Annotated in this window: 19 protein-coding genes; 4 read left to right on the forward strand and 15 right to left on the reverse strand. The window is 66.3% G+C overall.

What is annotated here, in order from left to right:
* From AC1RR5_RS21250 to rpsL, 4 genes are all read right to left on the reverse strand, one after another.
* Positions 1 to 76, reverse strand: a 76-nt coding sequence (locus AC1RR5_RS21250) for a hypothetical protein (RefSeq protein ID WP_334349513.1), incomplete at its 3' end; no start/stop codon positions are given.
* Positions 77 to 196: 120 nt separating this feature from the next.
* The gene (gene fusA / locus AC1RR5_RS21255; RefSeq protein WP_492924782.1) at positions 197 to 2,275 is read right to left on the reverse strand and encodes an elongation factor G; all 2,079 of its coding nucleotides are present in this window, start codon (positions 2,273 to 2,275) and stop codon (positions 197 to 199) included.
* A gap of 107 nt (positions 2,276 to 2,382) precedes the next feature.
* The gene (gene rpsG, locus AC1RR5_RS21260; RefSeq protein ID WP_007661568.1) at positions 2,383 to 2,856 is read right to left on the reverse strand and encodes a 30S ribosomal protein S7; all 474 of its coding nucleotides are present in this window, start codon (positions 2,854 to 2,856) and stop codon (positions 2,383 to 2,385) included.
* A gap of 12 nt (positions 2,857 to 2,868) precedes the next feature.
* Positions 2,869 to 3,240 (reverse strand): 30S ribosomal protein S12, encoded by a 372-nt coding sequence (gene rpsL, locus AC1RR5_RS21265; protein WP_004624021.1) that lies wholly within the window; start codon positions 3,238 to 3,240, stop codon positions 2,869 to 2,871.
* Positions 3,241 to 3,635: 395 nt separating this feature from the next.
* On the opposite strand from rpsL, the gene AC1RR5_RS21270 reads away from it, so the two are divergent.
* Positions 3,636 to 4,406, forward strand: a complete 771-nt coding sequence (locus AC1RR5_RS21270) for a hypothetical protein (RefSeq protein ID WP_492924784.1) — start codon at positions 3,636 to 3,638, stop codon at positions 4,404 to 4,406.
* Here AC1RR5_RS21270 and AC1RR5_RS21275 read toward each other — a convergent pair.
* From AC1RR5_RS21275 to AC1RR5_RS21285, 3 genes are all read right to left on the reverse strand, one after another.
* A complete protein-coding gene (locus tag AC1RR5_RS21275) occupies positions 4,403 to 5,578 on the reverse strand; it encodes a glycosyltransferase family protein (RefSeq protein ID WP_492924786.1) in 1,176 nt (391 codons plus the stop codon). The genes AC1RR5_RS21270 and AC1RR5_RS21275 overlap by 4 nt on opposite strands.
* A 59-nt stretch (positions 5,579 to 5,637) precedes the next feature.
* Entirely contained in the window at positions 5,638 to 7,434 is a 1,797-nt protein-coding gene (locus AC1RR5_RS21280; RefSeq protein WP_492924788.1) for a methyl-accepting chemotaxis protein, read from the reverse strand.
* Positions 7,435 to 7,524: 90 nt separating this feature from the next.
* Positions 7,525 to 8,706, reverse strand: a complete 1,182-nt coding sequence (locus AC1RR5_RS21285) for an acyltransferase family protein (RefSeq protein ID WP_492924790.1) — start codon at positions 8,704 to 8,706, stop codon at positions 7,525 to 7,527.
* Between the two features lie 216 nt (positions 8,707 to 8,922).
* Between AC1RR5_RS21285 and AC1RR5_RS21290 the strand changes: the two genes are divergently transcribed.
* Complete coding sequence (locus AC1RR5_RS21290; RefSeq protein WP_492924792.1) at positions 8,923 to 9,291, forward strand: hypothetical protein; 369 nt, start codon at positions 8,923 to 8,925, stop codon at positions 9,289 to 9,291.
* A 180-nt stretch (positions 9,292 to 9,471) separates the two neighbouring features.
* Positions 9,472 to 9,870 (forward strand): hypothetical protein, encoded by a 399-nt coding sequence (locus AC1RR5_RS21295; protein WP_492924794.1) that lies wholly within the window; start codon positions 9,472 to 9,474, stop codon positions 9,868 to 9,870.
* Between the two features lie 83 nt (positions 9,871 to 9,953).
* Here the strand turns inward: AC1RR5_RS21295 and AC1RR5_RS21300 are convergent, their stop codons facing one another.
* Positions 9,954 to 11,288: an aminopeptidase P N-terminal domain-containing protein gene (locus AC1RR5_RS21300; RefSeq protein ID WP_492924796.1), complete on the reverse strand. Its 1,335-nt coding sequence runs from the start codon at positions 11,286 to 11,288 to the stop codon at positions 9,954 to 9,956.
* A 70-nt stretch (positions 11,289 to 11,358) separates the two neighbouring features.
* The gene (locus AC1RR5_RS21305) at positions 11,359 to 11,625 is read right to left on the reverse strand and encodes a hypothetical protein (protein ID WP_492924798.1); all 267 of its coding nucleotides are present in this window, start codon (positions 11,623 to 11,625) and stop codon (positions 11,359 to 11,361) included.
* 137 nt (positions 11,626 to 11,762) lie between these two features.
* Here AC1RR5_RS21305 and AC1RR5_RS21310 point away from each other — a divergent pair, with 137 nt between their 5' ends.
* Positions 11,763 to 12,107, forward strand: a complete 345-nt coding sequence (locus AC1RR5_RS21310) for a glycine zipper domain-containing protein (protein ID WP_492815300.1) — start codon at positions 11,763 to 11,765, stop codon at positions 12,105 to 12,107.
* A gap of 136 nt (positions 12,108 to 12,243) precedes the next feature.
* Here the strand turns inward: AC1RR5_RS21310 and rpoC are convergent, their stop codons facing one another.
* The 6 genes from rpoC to AC1RR5_RS21340 form a co-directional block, all read right to left on the reverse strand.
* A complete protein-coding gene (gene rpoC / locus AC1RR5_RS21315; protein WP_492924800.1) occupies positions 12,244 to 16,434 on the reverse strand; it encodes a DNA-directed RNA polymerase subunit beta' in 4,191 nt (1,396 codons plus the stop codon).
* A 96-nt stretch (positions 16,435 to 16,530) separates the two neighbouring features.
* The gene (gene rpoB / locus AC1RR5_RS21320; RefSeq protein WP_492924802.1) at positions 16,531 to 20,601 is read right to left on the reverse strand and encodes a DNA-directed RNA polymerase subunit beta; all 4,071 of its coding nucleotides are present in this window, start codon (positions 20,599 to 20,601) and stop codon (positions 16,531 to 16,533) included.
* A 345-nt stretch (positions 20,602 to 20,946) separates the two neighbouring features.
* The gene (locus AC1RR5_RS21325) at positions 20,947 to 21,108 is read right to left on the reverse strand and encodes a hypothetical protein (protein WP_492924804.1); all 162 of its coding nucleotides are present in this window, start codon (positions 21,106 to 21,108) and stop codon (positions 20,947 to 20,949) included.
* Between the two features lie 35 nt (positions 21,109 to 21,143).
* Positions 21,144 to 22,178: a WD40/YVTN/BNR-like repeat-containing protein gene (locus AC1RR5_RS21330; RefSeq protein WP_492924806.1), complete on the reverse strand. Its 1,035-nt coding sequence runs from the start codon at positions 22,176 to 22,178 to the stop codon at positions 21,144 to 21,146.
* A 30-nt stretch (positions 22,179 to 22,208) separates the two neighbouring features.
* Positions 22,209 to 23,366, reverse strand: a complete 1,158-nt coding sequence (locus AC1RR5_RS21335; protein ID WP_492924808.1) for a GYF domain-containing protein — start codon at positions 23,364 to 23,366, stop codon at positions 22,209 to 22,211.
* The gene (locus AC1RR5_RS21340; RefSeq protein WP_492924810.1) at positions 23,363 to 24,310 is read right to left on the reverse strand and encodes an RDD family protein; all 948 of its coding nucleotides are present in this window, start codon (positions 24,308 to 24,310) and stop codon (positions 23,363 to 23,365) included. Before AC1RR5_RS21340 ends, AC1RR5_RS21335 begins: the two co-directional genes overlap by 4 nt.
* Positions 24,311 to 24,502: the final 192 nt, after the last annotated feature.

Genomic DNA, 24,502 nt, shown 5'->3' on the forward strand with positions numbered 1-24,502 from the left:
TCTTGCCATGGTCAACGTGACCGATGGTGCCGATGTTGCAGTGCGGCTTATTACGTTCGAACTTTTCCTTGGCCATCTTCTTAGCTCCAGGACCCCAGAGGGGCCTTCAGTTTGATTTGGACTTCTGGGGTCGGGCGAAAGGGGCTCCTTTGAACCCCTTTCAATCCTTCGTCTAGGTTTTTCCGAAACGGAAAACTTAGGCGTACTTCTTGATCACTTCGTCGGCGACGTGTTGCGGCACCGGATCGTAGTGGTCGTAGACCATGCTGAACTGAGCGCGGCCTTGCGACATGCCCCGCAGGGTGTTCACGTAACCGAACATGTTGGCCAGCGGGACGTAGGCGTTCACGACAGTCGCGTTGCCGCGCATGTCTTGACCCTGGATCATGCCACGGCGGCTGTTCAGATCGCCGATGACCGAGCCCAGGTATTCTTCCGGCGTCACGACCTCGACCTTCATGATCGGCTCGAGCAGCTTCGGAGCGCCCTTTTCGCGCAGCTCCTTGAAGGCGGCGCGCGAGGCGATTTCGAAGGCCAGGACCGACGAGTCAACGTCGTGGAACTTGCCGTCCGTCAGGGTCGCCTTGAAGTCGATCAGCGGGAAGCCGGCCAGCAGGCCGTTGTCCTTGACCGATTCCAGGCCCTTTTGGACGCCCGGGATGTATTCCTTCGGCACGGCGCCGCCGACGATCGCGTTTTCGAACACGAAGCCCGAACCCGGCTCGCCCGGTTCGAAAGTGATCATGACGCGGGCGAACTGGCCCGTACCACCGGTCTGCTTCTTGTGCGTGTAGTCGATGTCGACCTTGCGGCCCAGCGATTCACGATAGGCAACCTGCGGCGCGCCGATGTTGGCTTCGACCTTGTAGGTCCGCTTCAGGATGTCGATCTTGATGTCCAGGTGCAGCTCGCCCATGCCCTTCAGGATCGTCTGGCCCGACTCGAAGTCGGTCGAGACGGTGAAGGACGGATCTTCGGCGGCCAGCTTCTGCAGGGCGACGCCCAGCTTCTCCTGGTCGGCCTTCGACTTGGGCTCGACGGCGATCTCGATGACCGGGGCCGGGAATTCCATGCGCTCCAGGATGACCGGCGACTTCAGGGGATCGCACAGGGTGTCGCCCGTGCGGGTTTCCTTCAGGCCGGCCAGGGCGACGATGTCGCCGGCATAGGCTTCCTTGATGTCTTCGCGGTTGTTCGAGTGCATGAGCAGCATGCGGCCGACGCGCTCGCGCTTGTCGCGCGTGGCGTTCAGCAGGCCCATGCCGGTTTCCAGCTTGCCCGAGTAGATGCGGCAGAAGGTCAGCGAACCGACGAAGGGGTCGTCCATGATCTTGAACGCCAGAACCGACAGGGGCTCTTCGTCCGAGGCGTGACGAACGACTTCTTCTTCGGTCTTGAAGTCGATGCCCTTGGTCGGCGGGATGTCCAGCGGCGACGGCAGGTAGTCGACGACGGCGTCCAGGAGCGTCTGCACGCCCTTGTTCTTGAAGGCCGAGCCGCAGAGGATCGGATAGAAGGCGCCGGTCAGAACGGCCTTACGCAGGCACTTCTTGATGGTGGCTTCCGAGGGCTCTTCGCCGCCCAGATAGGCTTCCATCGCTTCGTCGTCGAGTTCGACGGCGTTCTCGACCAGGTAGGCGCGGGCTTCGATCGCCTTGTCCATCAGGTCGGCCGGGATTTCCTCGTCGCGGAAGTTCGCGCCCAGGGCGTCGTTGTCCCAGAGGACGGCCTTCATGCGGACCAGGTCGACCAGGCCCTTCAGGTTCGTTTCCGAACCGATCGGGAATTGGATCGGCACGGCCTTGGCGCCCAGACGGTCACGGATCGATTCAACCGACTTGTCGAAGTCGGCGCCGATCTTGTCCATCTTGTTGACGAAGACGATGCGCGGAACCTTGTACTTGTCGGCCTGGCGCCAGACGGTTTCCGTCTGCGGCTCAACACCGGCGTTGCCGTCCAGCACCGTCACGGCGCCGTCGAGCACGCGCAGCGAGCGTTCGACTTCGATGGTGAAGTCGACGTGCCCGGGGGTGTCGATGATGTTCAGGCGCTTGCCGTTCCAGAAGGCGGTCGTCGCGGCCGACGTGATCGTGATGCCGCGTTCCTGCTCCTGCTCCATCCAGTCCATGGTGGCCGCGCCATCGTGGACTTCGCCGATCTTGTGCGACTTACCCGTGTAATACAGGATCCGCTCGGTCGTCGTGGTCTTACCGGCGTCGATGTGCGCCATGATGCCGAAGTTACGGTAATCTTCGATGTTATGCTGGCGGGCCATGATGGAGCTCTGCGTAGCGCTGCGGTGAGGCAGGGACATTTAAACGTGCGGCGCGGGCGGTTTATCGCAAACCGCCCGCGCCTGAAAGAGTGCTGATAGCGAAAAGCTTACCAGCGGTAGTGCGAGAACGCCCGGTTGGCTTCAGCCATCTTGTGGGTGTCTTCGCGCTTCTTCACGGCGGTGCCGCGGTTGTTCGAGGCGTCGAGCAGCTCACCGGCCAGCTTTTCGGTCATGGTGTTCTCACCACGCTTGCGCGCGGCGGTCACCAGCCAACGGATGGCCAGGGCGCGGCGACGGTCCGGACGGACTTCAACCGGCACCTGATAGGTGGCGCCGCCGACGCGGCGCGACCGGACTTCGATCGCCGGGGCGACGTTGTCCAGGGCGGAGTGGAAGGTCTCAAGCGGACCTTGGTCCTTGCGCTTGTTTTCCAGGATGTCGAAAGCACCATAGATGATGTTTTCGGCGACGGCTTTTTTGCCCTCGTACATCACGTAGTTCATGAACTTCGTGACAATCAGATCCCCAAACTTGGGATCCGGCAGGACTTGGCGTTTCTCGGCGCGACGGCGGCGGGACATTCTTCTTTTTCCTTACTTCGGACGCTTGGCGCCGTAGAGCGAACGACGCTGCTTACGATCCTTGACACCTTGGGTGTCGAGGACGCCGCGCAGGATGTGATAACGGACGCCGGGCAAATCCTTGACGCGGCCGCCGCGGATGAGCACCACCGAGTGCTCCTGCAGGTTGTGGCCTTCGCCCGGAATGTAGCACACGGCTTCGATGCCGGTGGTCAGACGGACCTTGGCGACCTTACGGAGAGCCGAGTTCGGCTTCTTCGGGGTCGTGGTGTAGACGCGCGTGCAAACGCCGCGACGTTGGGGGCAGCCCTTCAGGGCCGGCACCTTGTTCCGGACCGGCTTCGGGGAGCGCGGCTTACGGATGAGCTGGTTAATGGTAGGCATTAAGTCTCTGCTCTGATGGAAGCGTGTGCCTTTCGGCCGGGGCGCTTCAGGTCCTTGTCTTTGTTGTTCTTGGTTCAAGGCTCCGCTTGGAGACCCGATAAACACGAAACTCGCCGGGGCGCGGGAAGCACACCGGCGGGTTCTCCGCTCACGAGGAGAGGAAGCTCATCGGAACGCACGCGAACGCACGCCTCGAAAAAGAGCGCGGTATGTACTCGCGAAGCCGCCTAACGTCAACCGCCTGTTCCTGCGCCGGTTAACGGCGGCTTAAGGCGGGCTTTCCGGCCAAGTTTTCGCCATCGCAAGCTGTACAGGCTCACGCGGGAATAGAGCGCCTTGTTTGCGGGGCGACCTTCTCCATGTGGGGTGGGCGGAAGCAAGCGCCAAGAGGACGAGTGAGCGCCAGCGTGAGGATCAAGCGGCACGATCAGCGGCAGGCGGCGATTCTCGCCGGCTCGCTGCTGCTGCACGTGGTCCTGCTGGCCTGGCTGGCCCTGCCCGCGCGTCCCTTCCTGGAAAACATGATCGCCGACGACCTGTCCACCGTGACGGTCGACCTGATCCGGCCCGAGCGTGAAGAGCAACCGCGACCGCGCCCCGCCGCCGCCGCGCAAGCCTCGGCCCCCTCGCCCGTCCTGCCGTTCCAGGTGCGCCAGCCCGCGCGGCCGGCGCCTGTAGGCGTGCCCACGCTGAACGTGCCGGCCGCCGGCGTCGCCAGGCCCGGCACGGCCATCCGCCCCGCGCCCTTGCCGGGAGAAGGCGCCGGCGACCTGCGCTCGGCCCTACGCACCAGCACCGGCTGCATCAGCGCCGACGCCGTGGGCCTCACCCGCCGCGAGCGCGAGAAGTGCGACGAGCGCTTCGGCGCGGCCAAGGCCAAGGGCGACCCGCTGTCGGGCATGAGCGCCGCGCGACGCCGCGAGCTGGAGGCCCAGGGCGCGGCCCAGGAGGCCTATCGCCGCTATCTCGACGCCCCCATGGCCCCGGGCGTCGACCATCGCAGCAAGGACCAGCCCGGCACCATGAAGGAGATCCCCTTCGTCCTGGGCGCCGAGCAGGACGGCCTGGGCCGCCCCCGCAAGTCGGTCGTCGACCAGAAGCGCCGCGAGAACGATTCCGCCGACCGGGCGCGGCGCTTCCTCGAGCTGCAGAAGAAGCAGAACTAGACGCGACCCGCTGCGGCGGCGGCGATGACCGCGTCGACGCGGTGCTCGAACCGATGGGCGGCGACGGCGCGGGCCTGGCCGGCCAGGCCGATGGCGTAAGCGACCTCGGGGTGTGCGACGAGCGTGGCCAAGCCGGCGAGATCCGACTCCAGCCTGGTCCATTGATAGGACAGGACCTCGCGCCCCGGCTCGAACGCCTCCGTCCACCAGGCCCCGTCGGTGACGACGGCGGCGCCGGCCAGCATCGCGCTCAAGGGACGTTCGTGCGAGCCGCGGCCGAAGTTGGCGTTGGCGTTCAGCACCACCCGCGCCCGGGCCATCAGGGCGACGGTGTCGGCGAGGGTCATGGGCGGACCCAGACGGAAGCTCTTGTGCCGCTCGATCCAGCCTTCATAGCCGGCCCCGACGCAGAACACCGGCAGGCCGGCCTGGCCCGCCAGCTCCAGCAGGGCCTGGCGGCGCAGCTGGCGCACCTGCTCGTGCACCCAGGTGGCGTAGCGGCGCATGCGTTCGTAGCGCGGATGGGCCGGGTCCTCGCCGTAGCTGCGCAGGGACTGGTCCAGAGCCTCCAGGGCCGGCAGGAACTCCGTGCCCAGGGCCAGGTCCAGGGCGCGGTCGAAGATCTGCTGGATGCCCTTCCCCTCCTCGGCCCAGGGCGCGGGGCCGACGCTCTGGAACGAGCCGGCGAACAGGATCGGGATGGGCCGCTGTTCGATGAAGGCGTCGGCGTCCGCATCGAGCTCGACCGGCTGGCCCACCGCCGCGTGCGGGCAGAACGCGACATGGGCGAAGTGGTCGACGCCGAAGGTCCCGTGGATCGCCTCGACGTGCGACGGATCGACCGTGAGGATCACCGTCTCGCGCGCCGTGGCTTCCAGCTGGTTCAGGTGGCTCAGCGGATAGTCGACATGCTGCAGCACGTGCGGCGCGGCGAAGATCTCGCCCAGCGACTGGCCGACCAGCCCGCGCGCGTCGCCCAGTATGCCGTAGGTGTGGACGAGGTCGGTCTGGGCCTCGGCCGCCGCGCGCAGGGTCGCGGCCAGGTCGGCCTGCCCCACGGCGTCGACGACGACCGCCTCGTGTCCGGCGGCAGAGAAGGCGGCGGCCAACTCATCGGTGAAAAGCCGGGTCGCGTCGTACTGTGACGGGCCCTTGATGAAGACGGCGCGCATGGAGAATCCCCCGCTGACTGCGGGGAGCCTCGCCAAACGTGGTTAACGAACCCTTGCCGTTACGCCGCGCGGCGCATCGACGAGCCCCCGGCGCCAACGCGGAAGCGCTGGACCAGCTCGGCCAGGCCGCGCACCTCGTCCAGCAGCGACTGGCTGGAAGCCGCCGAGCGGCTGGCCATGGCCGTGGTGTGCTGCGTGCCCTGGTCCATCTGGTTCACGGCGGTGTTGACCTGCGACAGGCCCGAAGCCTGTTCCTGGGCCGAGGCGGCGATCTCGGTGATCACGCTGCTGATCGCGCCCACCTGGCCGGCGATGCGTTGCAGAGTCTCGCCGGCCGCGCCGACCAACGACACGCCCGAGGCCACCTGGCGCTCGCTGTCGCCGATGTGGACCTTGATCTCCTTGGCGGCGTCGGCCGAGCGCTGGGCCAGGGCCCGGACCTCTTGCGCCACGACGGCGAAACCACGACCGGCTTCACCGGCGCGGGCGGCTTCGACACCGGCGTTCAGCGCCAGCAGATTGGTCTGGAAGGCGATCTCGTCGATGACGCCGATGATCTGGGCGACCTGGCGGGACGAGGCCTCGATGCCGCCGATGGCCTCGACGGCCGAGGCGACGACGTCGCGCGAGCGGCCGGCCTCGACCTGGGCCGCGCTGACGGCGCTGTGGGCTTCCTTGGCGCCCTCGGCCGTGCGGCGGACGGTGGCGGTGATTTCGTCGAGGGCGGCGGCGGTTTCTTCCAGGCTCGCGGCCTGGGCCTCGCTGCGGCGCGACAGGTCGTCGGCGGCCGAGGCAATGCCGCCTGCTCCGCTGTTCAGGCCCGACACGGCCGAGACCACGGCGGCCATGGCCCCTTCCAGGCGCTCGACGGCCTGGTTGAAGTCGGCGCGCAGGCCTTCGTAGTCGTGGGCGAACGGCTCGGCCAGGCGGACGGTCAGGTCGCCGGCCGACAGGCGGTCCAGCCCCTCGGCCAGGCGCTTGACCACCTGGGCCTGGTCGGCGGCGCGGCGGGCGTTGTCGGCGCCGGCGGCGTCACGCTCGGCTTCAGAGGCTTCGCGATGGGCGGCCGCGTCGGCGGCGATACGGTTCTTTTCCAGGGCCTCGTCGCGGAAGCCGTGCACGGCGTCGGCCATCAGGCCGATGTCGTCGGCGCGGCCGGCGAACGGCAGGGTTACAGTCAGGTCGCCGCGCATCACGCGGCTCATGGCGTCACGCAGCGCCGACAGCGGCGACAGCTGGCGACGGGTCATGACCACCGAAGCCGCGCCTCCGGCCGCGCCCAGCAGAACACAGGCCAGGGCCAGCAGGGTCAGTTGGCGATAGACGGGCTGGAAGTAGTCGGCCTGCGGCACGCCGACATACAGCACGCCGATCACCTGGCCCGAGGCGTCCTTGATCGGGTCGTAGGCGACGAAGAACGGCTTGCCCAGGATCTTGGCCTCGCCGCGATAGGGCTCGCCCTTGCCCAGCACCGCGTCATAGACGGGGCCCTTGGCCAGGCTGGTGCCGACGGCGCGCGCGCCGTCCGGCTTGGTGACATTGGTGGTGACCCGCTTGTCGCCCATGAAGACGGTGGCGGTGCCGCCGACCAGAGCCTTCACGCGATCGACGCCGGCGAAGTCGCCGTTCAGCACGTGGTCGCCGACCATCAGCTGGTCGCCCTCGCGCCTGAAGCTCTTGCCCTGCTCCCCAACCACGTCCCAGGCCACGCGCATGCTGGACTCCTGGGCCTGCGTCGCCTGCTTGCGGGCGAAATCCAGGGAGCTCTTGGCCACGATCCCCAGGACCGCGAGGGTCAGGACCAGGAAGGCCGAGGCGATGGTCAGGCTGACCTTGGTGGAGATGCTGGCGCGCATGGGGACACCGGAATTTGAGGCAGATCAAATTCCGGCATGAACGGTATAGTTAAAGCCCTGATTAATAACGTTGTTCGCAAAGCGTCATAGTCACGCTGCGCGACGTTCGGACGCAGGGCGGCTCAGAAAACGGGCAGCAAGCCAGCGCCGAACCGGCTCGTCGTAGAGTTTAAGACAGGCATAGGCGATCGTGACGGCGGCGATGAACAGGCCCACGCCGACCAGCGCGCCCTCGGCGACCGGCGGTTTCTTGTCCACGACCCAGCCGGTGTAGATGTAGATCAGCGGATAGTGGGTGATGTAGAGCGGGTACGACAGGTCGCCGAAGAACCGGGCGACCCGCACGCTGGGGCCGTCCACGCTCTTCTCGCCCGCGCCGATGGCCACGATCAGCGGGAACAGCACGATCACGCAGGCCGCCTCGTACAGGCCGTTGATCCAGTGCTGGTCGCCCACGCCGAAACGCGGCAGCGACATCGCCACGATCAGCAGCAGGCTGGAGACGGCGAAGGCGTTCTTGACCCGGATCCGCTTGCCCAGGCGCATCAGCAGGATGCCGGCGAAGAACGGGAACATCACCCGCGTCAGGCCGATGCGCACGCCGCCGGCGTCCAGCGCCCAGCCCCCGATCACGTCGCCGCGCGGGCCGAAGACCAGCAGGTGGATCAGCGCGGCGGCCGACAGCAAGACCAGCACGCCCATCCAGCGGTTCGACAGCTTCCGCAGGCCCACGGCGTACAGGATGTTGCCGATATATTCGTAGAACAGCGACCACTGCGGGCCGTTCAGCGGATAGATCTCGCCCCAGCCGCGGATCTCGGCCGACGGCGTCATCGGGATCATCACGAAGCCCAGCGCCAGCACGCCCAGCACCTGCAGGGTCGTGACGGTGTCCAGCTTGGGGAACAGCGACCAGTGCTGGAAGGCCAGCAGGGCCGCGCCGATCAGGCCGCCGACGATGATCATCGGCTGCAGGCGCACCAGCCGGCGCTTGAAGAAGTCCCACTGGCTCATGCCAGTCTGATTTGGGCCTGAGCCCCAGCGGTCGTCATAGGCGTAGGCGACCACGAAGCCCGACAGCAGGAAGAAGAAGTCCACGGCCAGGTAGCCGTGATTGATGATCTGCTTCTCGGGATCCCCGCCGGCCCAGGCCTCGAACAGGTGGAACGCCACCACCATCAGCGAGGCCACGCCGCGCAGGCCGTCCAGGATGACGTAGTGGCTCTTGCCGGGCGCGACGGCGCCCGTGGAGGTCGCTGCGGATGTGGTCATGCCTGGGGTCCCCGCCCTGCCGTTCTTGGCGACGAACTCTGGTCGCGCGGCAGGGATGCGAGGTTTGAAGCTCAACCGCAAGAGGGTTCGGGGCGGGGTGTCGACATTCGCACGGGCCTAAGCCGCGCAACCCCAAAACCGTCCTGCATAGAGTGAGGGTTTCAAAGACGGGTCAGCTTTGGGTGGATTGTGGAAATTGCGAGATAAGGTGAAGCTATGCTCACCGTCTCGAAGATCGAATGGATTTCGCGCACCTCTGAAGAGGCTGAAGTCACACTTGTGATAGGTGCGCTGAGTTGCAGCGCATTCTGTCATCCTTGCCGCTATAGCGTCGGTGATCAGGTTGCGGGACCGCTCCATGTGTTTGGTCTAAGGCAGGTCCTGTTGGCAGCCGACGCGCAGCCAATAATCAAGAGGATCAAGCCGCCAGAGCTAGCCCAACGCGGATCGGGTCGGATCGTGAACTTGGCCAACGGCGAAGTTCAGATCGGTGACATGCGGCTATTGCTCGATGACCCGTTACCTGGCGGGCTGTGTGTCGGCGATATGATCGAGTTCGAGTGCGCTCGCATCGATCTTTGGTGACCAAAAAGCCGACGTCCCTTTGTTCGGACTAGGGTGGTTTGCTGACACTCGCCGCTGATCAGGCAAGTCATCGACCCCATGACCGGATAGGCGCGGCCTGATGTCAGGCGTGCAGCCTCGACATCGGCCGATCAGCGTGAAACCCTAGCCTTAGCGGTGTAGCAAAGTGATCCGAGATTAATGACCACCAAGATGTTCGGACCCATGGCTTTGGCGCTAGCTCTTTACACAGTCGTGGCCCCAGTTTCCGCTCAACAGTTGAGCCAGCCCGAGGCAGCGGAGCGAGTGAAGAACATTGAGGCCAATCACCAATGGTTGCTAGAGCGCTTCCCCCGGTTGACCGCGATTGATGCAGAAATCCAAAGTGATTGCGGACGCAAGGTTTCTGATCGTGCGAGCAAGCCAGGCTATTGCCGTTGCGCTTCAGCCGTCACCATGTCTGCTTGGCGAACCGGCGACCCCAAGATGATCGTTCGCCTCAAAGATTTTATCGAGAAGCCCGCTGACGTCGCAGCCGCAGATTTCCTGCAATACCAAGGGCCGGAACTTTACCGACCTTTGTGCGACCTCGCCCTCTAGCAGCGACATTTCACCCGCGAAGCTGAAGCTGCTGACGTCCGACTAGGGTCGAAAGCCGTCCCCCTGGCGGTTCGCGCCTCGGCTTAACCCCGCGCCATGAAGCTCTCAATCTCCTGGGTGGTGCGCGGCACGCCGGTCGACAGGCGCTCGGCGCCGGTTTCTGTAACCAGATACAGGTCCTCGATGCGGATGCCGTAGTTGGCCGATTGCAGGTAGAGGCCCGGCTCCATGGTGATGACCGAGCCGGCCGGGATCGGCTGGGAGGTGTCGCCCGGATCGTGGACGTCCAGGCCGACATAGTGGCCCAGGCCGTGGGTGAACTCGTCGATCCGGCCGGCCTTGCGGAACACCGCCTTGGCCGCCTCGCTGAGGTCTTCCAGATAGGCCCCGGCCTTCAGCTTGGAGACAGCGGCCGTCTGGGCTTCCAGCACCAGGTCATACAGCACCTTCTGCTCGGGCGTGAACTTGCCGTTGGCCGGGAAGGTCCGGGTGACGTCGCAGGCATAGCCGCCGACCGAGGCGCCGGCGTCGATCAGGATCAGCTCGCCGCCATGCACCATGCCGGTCGCCGTGGCGTAGTGCAGCGAGGCGGCGTTGCGGCCCGAGCCGACGATGCTGTCATAGGCCAGGCCCGTGCCGCCGGCTCGGCGGAAGGCGCTCTCGACGATGAAACGCAGTTCGCTCTCGGGCATGCCCGGCCGCGCCTGCTGCATGGCCGCCAGATGGCCGGCGCGGGTGGCGTCCATGGCCTTGCGCATCATCTCCAGCTCGCGCGGCTCCTTCACGCAGCGCAGGCGGGGCAGGACGCCGCTGTCGTCGCGGATGGCGCAGCCCGGCACGCGCTGGGCGACCTTGCCGTAGAGCTCCAGGGCCGGAGAGACGGGGGCGTTGGCCGAGGCGATCGGACCCAGGAACCGCAGCTCCTTGGAGCGCGAGGCCAGGGTCGTCACCAGGCCGCCCAGGGCCGAGGTGCGCATCACCCGCTGGAAGCCGGTGCGCTGTTCGATCAGCGCGCCCAGCGGCACGCGCTCCTGGTTCCAGCGCTCGCTCTCGGTGTCGCGCGACGGCAGCAGCAGCCACTCCTTCACCGTCCGCTCGGTCGGGGCCAGGATCAGGATGGCGCCGGGCTCATCGACGATGCCGGTCAGCCAGGCGAAGTCGCCGTTCTGGTAGAAGGGTGAGGCGACCGGGGCGCTGCTGTCCACGGCGTTGGCGCCGTAGATCACCGCCACGCCGGTCTTCAACTGCTCCATCAGCTTGGCCCGGCGAGCGCGGTAGACGTCCGGCGTGAACGGGCTGGTCCCGGCGGGCGTGGCGTAGCCGGCCGGCGGCAGCACTTGGGCGCCCGCATGGAATGCCAGCCCTGTGGCCACGGTGGCGCTGACGCCCGTCAGCAGGCTGCGACGATCGATAGTCATGGTGATGGCCCCTCTTCGCCGCGAGGTTGGCACGAGGCTGGCAAGCGCGGCAAGCGCGAGGCGTCGAACCCTAGGCCGCTTCGGACAGGGCGAGCGTCCGGCCCACAGCCTGGCGCATCTGGTCGGCGGTGACGGCGGGATCTTCCAGCACGTCGCGGGCCGCGGCGGCCAGGTCGGCGAACTCGGTGTCGCCCATGGTTCGGAAGAAGCCGATCTCCGGCTCGCGCTCGAAGGCCTCCCAGAAGGCTTCGTACGCATCCTGCCCCGTAGCCTCGGCATCGAGGACGGCGCAGAACTCGCGGCCCCAGGTGACGAGCAGGTCGAGGTCGTTGGCCACGGCGGTCTCCAGTCTGCGCCCACGTTCTAGAGAAGCGGCCGGCAACACGATCGGTTTCCGGAACGGTCCCTTTAGGGACGGGTTGTGCAAGCGTCCCAGCGGCGCATTGCGCCCTCCTCCTGCCTTTGAGCCCTATCATGACCGACTATGTCGACAGCCTGACCTCCGACGCCGCCAAGACCGCCGACCGGGCCCGCGCCAAGGTCGAACCCAAGCTGAAGGCGGTCAGCGGCGCCGCCCACGACGCCTATGACAGCCTGCGGGATGTCGCCGCCGAGGCCCTGGGCGAGACCCGGGCCCGTGTGAAGGACATCGCCGCCCAGGCCTCCGATGAGTTCCAGCACCGCTACGGCGACCTGGAAGCCTGGGTGCATGAGAAGCCTGCCCGCGCCGTGGGCATCGCCGCCGGTCTCGGCATCGTGCTGGGCCTGCTGCTGCGCGGCCGCTCGACCAAGACCATCTACGTGCGCGAACCGCGCTAGCCAATCAGCGCACCGCCGAAAAACAAAAAGGCCCGGGAGTGATCCCGGGCCTTTCCGTATTCGCTCTAAGCCGAAGCTTATTCGCTATCCGGCCCCGGATGCCTTCGGCATCCGAGTTCCAGAGTGTCTCGGACGCCTAGTCGGCGTCGGAGAGCGCGATTTCCGCCGGCAGCGGCTCCATCGCTTCTTCGCGCTGCTGGGCCAGCTGCTCGTCGCGCTTGGCGGCGACGCGCTGCAGGCTGCGCAGGTAGGAACCCGTACCGGCGGGGATCAGACGACCCACGATGACGTTTTCCTTCAGGCCTTCCAGGGTGTCGGTCTTGCCGTGCACCGAGGCTTCGGTCAGGACGCGGGTCGTTTCCTGGAACGACGCGGCCGAGATGAAGCTCTTGGTTTGCAGCGAGGCCTTGGTGATGCCGAGCAGCACCGGCTGGGTCACAGCCGGACGACCGCCACGCGCAACAGCCTTGTCCTGCTCCTTGTCGAACTCCGGCTTATCAAGGTGGTCACCCTTGATCAGGCCGGTGTCGCCGGGCTCGAGGATCTCGACCTTCTGCAGCATCTGACGAACGATCGTCTCGATGTGCTTGTCGTTGATCGGCACGCCCTGCAGTCGATAGACCTCCTGGATCTCGTCGACGAGGAAGTTCGCCAGCGCCTCGACACCCAGGATGCGCAGGATGTCGTGCGGATCCGGGTTGCCGTCGATGATGTACTCGCCCTTGGAGATGTAGTCCCCGTCGTGGACGGCGATGTGCTTGCCCTTGGGGATCAGGAACTCGACCGGTTCGGACTGGTTGCCGTCGGCATCCACGTCCGGCGTGATCTTGATCCGGCGCTTGTTCTTGTAATCCTTGCCGAATTCGACACGGCCGTCCATTTCCGCGATGACCGCGCAGTCCTTCGGACGGCGGGCTTCGAAGAGTTCGGCGACGCGCGGCAGACCACCGGTGATGTCCCGGGTCTTGGCGCCTTCGGTCGGGATACGCGCGATCACTTCACCCGGCTTCACTTCGTCGCCATCGGCGACGGAGAGAATGGCGCCGGCCGACAGGAGGTAACGCGCCTCGCCGCCGTTCGACAGGCGCTTGTACGAGCCGTCTTCCGACAGCACGCCCATGGCCGGACGCAGGTCCGAACCACGAGCCGAGGTACGCCAGTCGGCGATGACGCGCTGGGCGATGCCGGTCGCTTCGTCGACTTCCTCGCGGATGGACAGGCCATCCACCAGGTCTTCGGCGCGGATCTTGCCGGCCACTTCGGTGATGATCGGGGTGGTGTAGGGGTCCCAATCGCCGAGGCGCTGGCCGCGCTTGACCGAGTCGCCGTCCTTGACCCGCAGGCGGGCGCCGTACGGCGGCTTGTAGGTTTCGCGCTCCTTGCCGTCGACCAGCACGCTGACCGAGGTGTTGCGGCTCATGATGACCAGAGCGCCGTCGGCGCCGATGACCGTCGGGCCGATCACGCGGACCGTACCTTCGTTCGACGCTTCGAAGAACGACTGCTCGGCCACCTGGGCGGTGCCGCCGATGTGGAACGTACGCATCGTCAGCTGCGTGCCGGGCTCACCGATCGACTGGGCGGCGATGACGCCGACCGCTTCACCGATGTTGACCGGCGTACCGCGGGCCAGGTCGCGGCCGTAGCAGGCGCCGCAGACGCCGACCTTGGCTTCGCAGGTCAGGACCGAGCGGACCTTCACCGACTGGACGACCGCAGCCTCGATGGCGTCGGCGATGTTCTCGTCGATATAGGTGTCGGCCGGAACGACCAGCTCGCCGGTGCCCGGATCCTTGACGTCCTCGGCCGTGAAGCGGCCCAGGACGCGGGTGCCCAGCGAGACGAGGACGTCACCGCCCTCGACGACGGCGCGCAGGGTGATGCCCCGCGTGGTGCCGCAGTCTTCCTCGACGATGATGCAGTCCTGCGCGACGTCGACCAGACGACGGGTCAGGTAGCCCGAGTTGGCGGTCTTCAGCGCGGTGTCCGCGAGGCCCTTACGAGCGCCGTGGGTCGAGTTGAAGTATTCCTGAACGGTCAGGCCTTCCTTGAAGTTCGAGACGATCGGGGTCTCGATGATCTCGCCGGAGGGCTTGGCCATCAGGCCGCGCATGCCGCCCAGCTGCTTCATCTGGGCTTGCGAACCACGGGCGCCGGAGTGGGCCATCATGTAGATGGCGTTGATTTCCTTCTCGCGGCCGTTCTCGTCCTTATGCTTCATCTGAAGCTCGGCCATCATCTCGTCGGCGACGCGATCGGTAGCCTTGGCCCAGGCGTCAACGACCTTGTTGTACTTCTCACCCTTGGTGATCAGGCCGTCGGCGTACTGTTGCTCGTACTCTTCGGCCAGCGAGCGGGTTTCGGCGACGATAGCCTCCTTCCGCTTCGGGATGATGATGTCGTCCTTGCCGAAGGAGATGCCGGCCTTGGCGGCTTCCTTGAAGCCCAGACCCATGACCTTGTCGGCGAAGATGACCGTCGCCTTCTGACCGCAGTGGCGGTAGACGATGTCGATCAGATTGCCGATTTCCTTCTTGGTCAGCGCCTTTTCGATCAGGCGGTGGCCAATCTGCGGGTGGTGCGGCAGCAGGGCGGCGATCTTCATGCGGCCCGGCGTGGTGTCGATCACCTTGCGCAGCAGCTGACCGTCCGGCGTCATCTCGGTGTGGCGCGCCTTGATCTTGGCGTGCAGCGAGATGACGCCCGCGTCCATGGCGGCTTCGATTTCACCCAGGTCGGCGAAGATCTTGCCTTCGCCCGGCTCACCCTCGCGGGCGACCGACAGGTAGTACAGGCCCAGGACGATGTCCTGCGACGGCACGATGATCGGGCGACCGTTGGCGGGCGACAGGATGTTGTTGGTCGACATCATCAGGACGCGCGCTTCCAGCTGAGCTTCCAGGCTCAGCGGGACGTGCACGGCCATCTGGTCGCCGTCGAAGTCGGCGTTGAACGCGGCGCAGACCAGCGGGTGCAGCTGGATGGCCTTGCCCTCGATCAGCTTCGGTTCGAACGCCTGGATGCCCAGACGGTGAAGCGTCGGGGCGCGGTTCAGCATGACCGGGTGTTCGCGGATCACCTCTTCGAGGATGTCCCACACCTGCGGCTGCTCGCGCTCGACCATGCGCTTGGACTGCTTGACGGTGCCCGACAGGCCCTTGGCGTCCAGGCGCGCGTAGATGAACGGCTTGAACAGCTCCAGAGCCATTTTCTTGGGCAGGCCGCACTCGTGCAGCTTCAGCTCGGGACCGACCACGATGACCGAACGGCCCGAGTAGTCGACGCGCTTGCCCAGCAGGTTCTGACGGAAGCGACCTTGCTTACCCTTCAGCATGTCGGCCAGCGACTTCAGCGGACGCTTGTTGGCGCCCGTGATGACGCGACCGCGACGGCCGTTGTCGAACAGGGCGTCGACCGACTCCTGCAGCATCCGCTTTTCGTTGCGGATGATGATGTCGGGCGCGCGCAGCTCGATCAGGCGCTTCAGGCGGTTGTTACGGTTGATGACCCGGCGATACAGGTCGTTCAGGTCCGAGGTCGCGAAGCGGCCGCCGTCCAGCGGCACCAGCGGACGCAGTTCCGGCGGGATGACCGGAACGACCGTCAGCACCATCCACTCGGGACGGTTGCCCGACTCCTGGAAGGCTTCCAGGATCTTCAGGCGCTTCGAAAACTTCTTCTGCTTCATGTCCGACACGGTGCCGGCCAGTTCCTCGCGCAGACGCTCGGCCTCTTTCTCGAGGTCGATGGCCTTCAGCAGGTTCTGGACGGCCTCGGCGCCGATCTCGGCGGTGAAGCTATCGTCGCCGTACTCTTCCTGAGCACGCATGTAGTCGTCTTCCGACAGCAGCTGGTGCTGCTTCAGCGGGGTCAGGCCCGGCTCGGTGACGATGTAGTATTCGAAGTACAGGACGCGCTCGATGTCCTTCAGCGGCATGTCGAGCATCATGGCGATACGCGACGGCAGCGACTTCAGGAACCAGATGTGGGCGACCGGCGAGGCCAGTTCGATGTGGCCCATGCGCTCGCGACGGACGCGGGCCAGGGTGACTTCAACACCGCACTTTTCGCAGATGATGCCCTTGTACTTCATGCGCTTGTACTTGCCGCACAGGCATTCGTAGTCCTTGGTCGGGCCAAAGATACGGGCGCAGAACAGGCCGTCACGCTCGGGCTTGAACGTGCGGTAGTTGATGGTCTCAGGCTTCTTGATCTCGCCGAACGACCACGAGCGGATCTTTTCCGGCGAGGCCAGCGAGATGCGGATCTGGTCGAAGGTCGGAGCGGCCTGGACCGGATTGAAGATGTTCAGGACTTCCTGGTTCATCTTGATTCCTTCTGCGGGATTTCCCGCGAAAATTCATAGAGTTGGAGAGCGGCGATCGGGTCCGCCCCCGCCATCAGGCAGGGGCGGTAGTCCGGATCAGCTGTTCTCCAGCTCGACGTTCAGGCCGAGCGAGCGCATTTCCTTGACCAGCACGTTGAAGCTTTCCGGGATACCGGCTTCGAACGTGTCGTCGCCGCGGACGATCGACTCGTAGACCTTCGTACGACCAGCCACGTCGTCGGACTTCACCGTCAGCATTTCCTGCAGGGTGTAGGCCGCGCCGTAGGCTTCCAGAGCCCACACTTCCATTTCCCCGAAGCGCTGACCGCCGAACTGGGCCTTACCACCCAGCGGCTGTTGCGTGACGAGCGAGTACGGACCGATCGAACGGGCGTGGATCTTGTCGTCGACCAGGTGGTGCAGCTTCAGCATGTAGATGTAGCCGACCGTGACCGGACGCTTGAACTGCTCGCCGGTCAGGCCGTCGAACAGGATCGACTGACCCGACTTGTTGACGCCGGCCATTTCGAGGTGACCCTCGATGTCGTCCATGCGCGCGCCGTCGAACACCGGGGTGGCGATCGGAACGCCCTTGCCCAGGTTCTTGGCCAGCTCGACCAGACCCTCTTCAGTGTCCGGCAGTTCTTCGTCCGGGCCGTAGATGTCGCGCAGGCGCGTCACCAGGGCTTCCTTCTGACCGCCGTGCTGCCAGTCTTCCAGCAGGTTGGTGATCTGCTTGCCGAGGTTGGCGCAGGCCCAGCCCAGGTGGGTCTCGAAGATCTGACCGACGTTCATGCGCGAAGGCACGCCCAGCGGGTTCAGAACGACGTCGACGTGCGTACCGTCGGCGAGGAACGGCATGTCCTCGATCGGCAGGATGCGCGAGATGACGCCCTTGTTGCCGTGACGGCCGGCCATCTTGTCGCCCGGCTGAAGCTTGCGCTTCACGGCCACGAAGACCTTGACCATCTTCATGACGCCCGGGGGCAGTTCGTCGCCGCGCTGCAGCTTGTCGACCTTGTCTTCGAAACGACGGTCGAGGCGCTTGCGGTTCTCGTCGAACAGGCGGCGCAGGCTTTCCAGTTCGCCCATCGCCTTCTCGTCTTCGAGGGCGATCTGCCACCACAGACCCGAAGCGACCTGAGCCAGGCCTTCCGAGGTGATCTCGCCGCGCGACAGGCCCTTGGGACCCGACAGAGCGACCTTGCCGACCAGCAGCTCGCGCAGACGGCCCGAGATGTTGCGGTTCAGGATCGCGAACTCATCGTCGCGGTCCTTGCCCAGACGGTCGATCTCGGCGCGTTCGATGGCCAAGGCGCGTTCGTCCTTGTCGACGCCGTGACGGTTAAACACGCGCACGTCGACGATCGTGCCGGCGACGCCCGGGGGCAGGCGCAGGCTGGTGTCGCGGACGTCCGAGGCCTTTTCACCGAAGATGGCGCGCAGGAGCTTTTCTTCCGGCGTCATCGGGCTTTCGCCCTTCGGCGTGACCTTGCCGACCAGGATGTCGCCCGGCTGGACTTCGGCGCCGATCGCCACGATGCCGGCTTCGTCGAGGTTGCGCAGGGCTTCCTCGCCGACGTTCGGGATGTCGCGGGTGATTTCTTCCGGACCGAGCTTCGTGTCGCGGGCCATGACTTCGAATTCCTCGATGTGGATCGAGGTGAAGACGTCGTCACGGACGATGCGTTCGGAGATCAGGATCGAGTCTTCGAAGTTGTAGCCATTCCAGGGCATGAACGCGACGAGCGCGTTGCGGCCCAGGGCCAGTTCGCCTAGCTCGGTCGACGGACCGTCGGCGATGATGTCGCCGGCGACGATCCGGTCGCCCACCTTCACCAGCGGACGCTGGTTGATGCAGGTCGACTGGTTCGAACGCTGGAACTTCGACATCCGGTAGATGTCGACGCCCGAACGGGCCGCGTCGGTTTCTTCGGTGGCGCGGATGACGATACGCGTACCGTCGATCTGTTCCACGACGCCGGTGCGCTTGGCGATGACGACGGCGCCCGAGTCACGGGCGACGACGGCTTCCATGCCGGTGCCGACCAGCGGAGCGTCCGACTGCACCAGCGGCACGGCCTGACGTTGCATGTTCGAACCCATGAGGGCGCGGTTGGCGTCATCGTTTTCGAGGAACGGAATCAGGGCGGCGGCCACCGACACGACTTGGCGCGGCGACACGTCCATCAGGTCGACCGTCTCCTTTTGCAGGAGGGTCGGTTCGCCGTTGATGCGGCCCGGGACCAGGTCGTCGACGATCTCGCCTTCGGACACCGCGATGTTCGACTGGGCGATGACGTGCTTGGATTCCTCCATCGCCGACATGTAGACGACTTCGTCCTGCGGCTTGCCGTCCTTCACGCGACGGTACGGGCTCTCGATGAAGCCGTACTTGTTGACGCGCGCGTGCGTGGCCAGCGAGTTGATCAGACCGATGTTCGGGCCTTCCGGCGTTTCAATCGGGCAGATCCGGCCGTAGTGGGTCGGGTGAACGTCGCGGACTTCGAAGCCGGCGCGCTCACGGGTCAGACCGCCCGGGCCGAGGGCCGAGAGACGACGCTTGTGGGTGATTTCCGACAGCGGGTTCGTCTGGTCCATGAACTGCGACAGCTGCGAGGAGCCGAAGAATTCACGCACGGCGGCCGCGGCCGGCTTGGCGTTGATCAGGTCGTGCGGCATCACGGTGTCGATGTCGACGGACGACATGCGTTCCTTGATGGCGCGTTCCATGCGCAGCAGGCCGACGCGGTACTGGTTTTCCAGCAGCTCACCGACCGAGCGGACGCGACGGTTGCCCAGGTTGTCGATGTCGTCGATTTCGCCGCGACCGTCGCGCAGGCCCACCAGGACCTTCAGCACGGCCAGGACGTCGTCCTTGCGCAGGATGCGGACTTCGTCCGACACGTCCTGCTCCAGGCGCATGTTCATCTTCACGCGGCCCACCGACGACAGGTCGTAGCGCTCGGCGTCGAAGAACAGCGACTTGAACATCGCCTCGGCCGCTTCCACGGTCGGCGGCTCGCCCGGACGCATGACGCGATAGATGTCGAACAGCGCGTCTTCACGGACGGCGTTCTTGTCCACGCGCAGGGTGTTGCGCATGTAGGCGCCGACCGTGACGTGGTCGATGTCCAGCACGTCGATGGTGTCGAAGCCTTGGTCGGCCAGGGCCTGGATCGCCGGAACGTCCAGCTCGTCGCCGGCTTCCGAATAGATCTCGCCGGTCGAGAAGTTGACGGCGTCACGGGCCAGGTAGCGGCCGGTCAGGGCTTCCGGCGCCAGCAGCAGGGTCTTCAGACCCGCGTCGGCGAACTTCTTGGCCTGGCGAGCCGTGATCTTGGTGCCGGCCGGAGCGACTTCCTCACCCGTGTCGGCGTCGACCAGCGGGAACTCCGGCTTCACGCCGCGCCAGCGCTCGGGCTTGTACGGGGTGGCCCAGCCGCCCGCGCGCTTCTCGAACGGGACGACGTCATAGAACGTGGTCAGGATCTCTTCGCCGTCCATGCCCAGGGCATAGAGGAAGGTCGTGGCCGGCAGCTTGCGGCGACGGTCGATGCGGACGTAGACGATGTCCTTGGCGTCGAACTCGAAGTCCAGCCACGAGCCGCGATACGGGATTACGCGGGCGGCGAACAGTAGCTTGCCCGAGGCGTGGGTCTTGCCCTTGTCGTGGTCGAAGAACACGCCCGGCGAGCGGTGCATCTGCGAGACGATGACGCGCTCGGTGCCGTTGACGATGAAGGTGCCCTTGTCCGTCATGAGCGGGATATCGCCCATGTAGACGTCCTGCTCCTTGATGTCCTTGACCGAGCGGGCGCCGGTTTCTTCTTCCGTTTCGAACACGATCAGGCGCAGCTTGACCTTCAGCGGCGCCGCGAAGGTCATGTCACGCTGGATGCATTCTTCAACGTCGTACTTGGGCTCTTCGAACTCGTACGAAACGTATTCCAGGACGGCGCGTTCGTTGAAGTCCTTGATCGGGAACACCGACTTGAAGACCGCCTCGACGCCCTCGTCGCGGCGCTGGCCCGGACGGACCTCGCGCTGCAGGAACTGTTCGTAGGAAGAGCGCTGAACCTCGATGAGGTTCGGCATCTGCACAGCCTCGGGAATGCGGCCGAAAGACTTCCGGATCCGCTTCTTGCCGGTGAAGGATTGCGCCATGTTTTTTCCCTGCGGCGCGGACGGAATCCGCGCGTGAATTCGAATGTACCTAGCGTCCACCCTCGCCGCTCGCCTCCTAGAGGGAGCTGCGGACGCTGGAATTCCCCTAAGAAGCGACCGGGACCGGAAGCCTTAGGGCGCCCCTTCGCGCTGGTCGGAGGGCGGCTGACCGCGCCTCGGGGCGTAATACGGACGCGCGTAGGCGCTCCGCCGATGTAATCGTGAACGCGGGGATATAGGGGATGAAGGCGGGGAAGAAAAGGGGGATTCGTAAACTGGCGTAAATACGCTCTTGCGGTTTCCCACAACCTTGTGCGGTCAGGCTTTCGACGAACCGGGTTCTTTTTAAGACTCGCGCTTCAAGGCTTTCGTGGCCAGGGAAACGCCTAGGGCGATCAGGCAGACGAAGAACGCCACCTTGGTGATCGCGCCGGCGACGTCGACGACGAAGCCGAGGACGCCGAAGACGATCATGAGGACGAGCAGGACACCGGCGATCTTGAGCATGGCGGGGGAACGCTAGCTTGGCCCGAACGGTTCCGCTAGGCCCGCCAGATCCCGATCGAGCCCTTGGGTCCGCACAGGACGCCCGACTTTTCCGAGGTCAGGCGCACGGTGTTCATCGGCGCGGGCGAGGTGCGTTCGAACGCCCCGCCCCTGCGACTGACGATCGTGCCGGCCAGCCCCGTGGCCATCACGGTCCCGCCGTCGACCGAGACGCTGGACAGGTAGCCCGCCGGAGCGGCGACCGGGTCGAAGGTGACGCGGCTGGGATCCAGGCGCGCCAGGTTCACGCCCTGGGCGGTCGGGTTCTTGTAGTCGCCGCCGCAAACCCACAGCGCGCCGCCCTTGTCGAAGGTGATCGCGAAGGCGCCCTTGCTGCCCGCATCGGCCAGGATCGGCGTGTCCAGCGCCACGAACACCCCGCCGCCGCCACGCGACAGATAGACCCGCGCCCTGCCCGCCCCGCCGGTGCAGAAGGCCACCTGCCCGCGCTTGCCGATCGCCACGCAGCCATTGCTGGCCGCGAAGGCCCCCTCGTTCGGCGCGGCCAGCGGCACGCCATCAGGCTTCAGCCGCGTCCAGGTCTCGCCGCCGTCGGCGGTGTAGAGCACGGTGAACCGCCCCTGGGTCGGATCGCCCAGGATGAAGCCGCGCTTGCCGTCGACGAAGGCGATCGAGTCCCAGAAGCCCTCCGGGTCATGGTTGGTCGCGATGCGTTTCCAGGTCTTGCCGCCGTCCTTCGTGCGCCACAGCTGTGAGGCCGGGCCGGGACCGGCGCTCATGGCCAGCAGGTGGTCGTCGTCGAAGGCGTGCAGGCCGCGGAAGTCCAGGCCCTCGGCCCCGATGATCCGCATGGCGTCCTGCCGTTCGCCCTTGCCCCGGATCAGCCAGCCCTTCGAGCCGGACGCCCAGTACGACTTGCCGCCGGTCGGCGAGAGACCCCGCAACTCGCTGTCGGCGACCGAGGCCGGCATGACGATGCCGCCCAGGCCGCCGCCCGCCAGGGCCGGGCCGGCGGCGAGGGTCGCGACGCCGCCGGCGACCAGCGCGCGACGGGAAGGCTGGATGGTCATGACGTGAGGCCCTTCGATCAGGGGCGCAGCTTAGGGACCTGTGACCGCATCCTTCAAGACGGGGTCGGTTACCGACAGCGGAAACGGCTTCAGCTCGATCCCCGGCAGCTCTTGCGCCAGCCGAGCGCGGGCCTCGGCGACCGCGATCGGCGCGGCCTGCCCGTCCACAAGACCGGTCAGCATGCCGCGCTCGGCCAGAATCACGGCCGGGACACGATAAATCTTGCCCGAACCCAGCCGCTCGGCTTCGCGGACATAGGCTTCGGGCGCGCCGCGCCCCACCAGATAGGTCCGCGCCTCGGTCGTCTGCTCGCGCTGGATGTAGCTCTGCAATTCCAGCTTCAGGTCGACCGTGGAGTCGATCGCGTGAAAGTCGATCGTCATGTCGTAGTCGGCCCGCCGCTGCTCTCCGCCCATCAGCACCACCACGCAGGCGCTGGCGCAGAACCGGCGCGCGACCACCGTCACCCCGCCCCGCGCCTCCAGGCGCCGCGCCACGCGCAGCGCTTCCTGGATCAGGCCGCCGGGACTGGTGATCTCGATGCGCCGCACGGGGTGGGCAGCCATCTGCGCCTCGACCGCCTTGGCGAAGCCGGGGCCGATCTGACCGTTGATCGTCAGCGTCCGCGACTGGGCGACGTAGGTCAGGCGATAGTCTCGCATCCCTTCAGCGGCGCGGGCGATGCGGCCGACCGCCTCGGTCTGCCAGCCGTGGAACACCGCCAGGCCTGCCCCGGCCAAAGCGATCAGCGCGACCAGGATCCGCACCAGGCCCCGCGCCTCCATGCTGGACCAGCGCGCCGTCGCGCCGCGCCAGGCCGCCCAGAACAGCAGGGTGGCGGCGGCCAGCAGAACCGCGCCGCCGAACCAGACGATCTCCAGCCAATCGCGGGGAAACGCGTCGAGCAGGTCCGTACCCAACAGCGACAGGCTGAACGCCCCGGCCGCCAGGAAGAGCGCGGTGGCCAGCCCCACGCCCAGGAACCACAGCAGTGCGCTGAACGGCCCCGCCTTCTTTTGACGACGCGGACGCGGGAAATAGTCCTCGATCGGCGCCCAGGCCGGCATGCCTTCGCGCCAGACCAGGCCGTCGGTCGGCAGCGCCCCACGCGCGACGGCGTCGCGCAGCGCCTCTTCGGAGAAAAGTTCGATGCGGCCGTCGCGGCCAGCGACGCGCCAACCGCTCACGGCTGCTTGGCCAGCAGGCTCAGGCCGACGCGGGCGGCGATCAGCGCGGGCACGGCCAGGATGATCAGGCAGACCTGCAGGGCGTTCATCGGCCGGTGCAGCACCACGCGGCGACGCGGCGGATCCCAGGCGGCGACCTTGGCCTCCTTCAGCTGCGAATAGGAGCCGCCCAGGGTGAACAGCGAGATGAATGGCACGCCGAAGAACAGGCCATTGAACCAGACCTGCAGCTCACGCCCGAAAGCGGCCAGGAAGCCGATCGGCCGGCCGTCGGGCCGCACGACCTTGACCCCGAACAGCCACTTGCCGACCGACACGCCGGTCAGGCCGATCATCAGGGCGTTGCCCGGAATGACCGCGACCAGGGTCAGCATGGCGTCGGCGATCTGGCCGACAGGGCCCTTGAAAAAGGCGAAGAACCGCTCGGCCTGGAACGGCGCGACCACGAACATCACCATGCTGATGGCGATCCAGGTGACGCTGCCCGTGACCAGGGTGTCGAACATCCGGGCCAGGTAGCGACGCCAGGGGTGCGGGCTGCGATCGGTCCAGGCCCCCTTGGGCGGCAAGGGCGGCGGCAGTTGCGGCGGCTCGACCGGCGGCTGCGAAGGCGGAGGCGGCTCGAACCGCAGCGGCGGCGGCTCCTCGAACCGGGGCTGAGGTTGCGGCGGCGGCGGCATTGGCGTCGCCTGCGGCGGCGGCGCGGGTTGCGGCCGTGGTGGCGGAGGCGGAGGCGGCGGAGGCGGAGGCGGAGCCTGCTGGACCGCGAACGGCGCCAGCTCGGGCAGCCATTGGGCCAGCGGTGCCCAGTTCAGCTGGCTGACGGGCCGCACCGGCGTGCTGACCGTCAGCATCCGCTCGCGCAGCAGCAGGGCCAGCTCGTCAGTCGACACGGGACCGCCGTCGCCGTGCGGCCCGGCATAGATCCAGTAGCGTGTCGACATCGACGGTTCCCCAGCCCGCCTCGACCTCTACGCGACCGACCAGCAGGCCCGCAACCGGGGCTCATCCCATGGGGGAGAAGACTCTTCCGTCAGGCGACTTCCCCCTGTTTTTCGACGCCCAAAAGAAAACGGCCCCGGAGGTTTCCCTCCGAGGCCGTTCCAGCAGTTCCAAAAGGAACCCGATCCCCGCGA

The organism is Caulobacter sp. GW821-FHT11E11, from assembly GCF_058808315.1.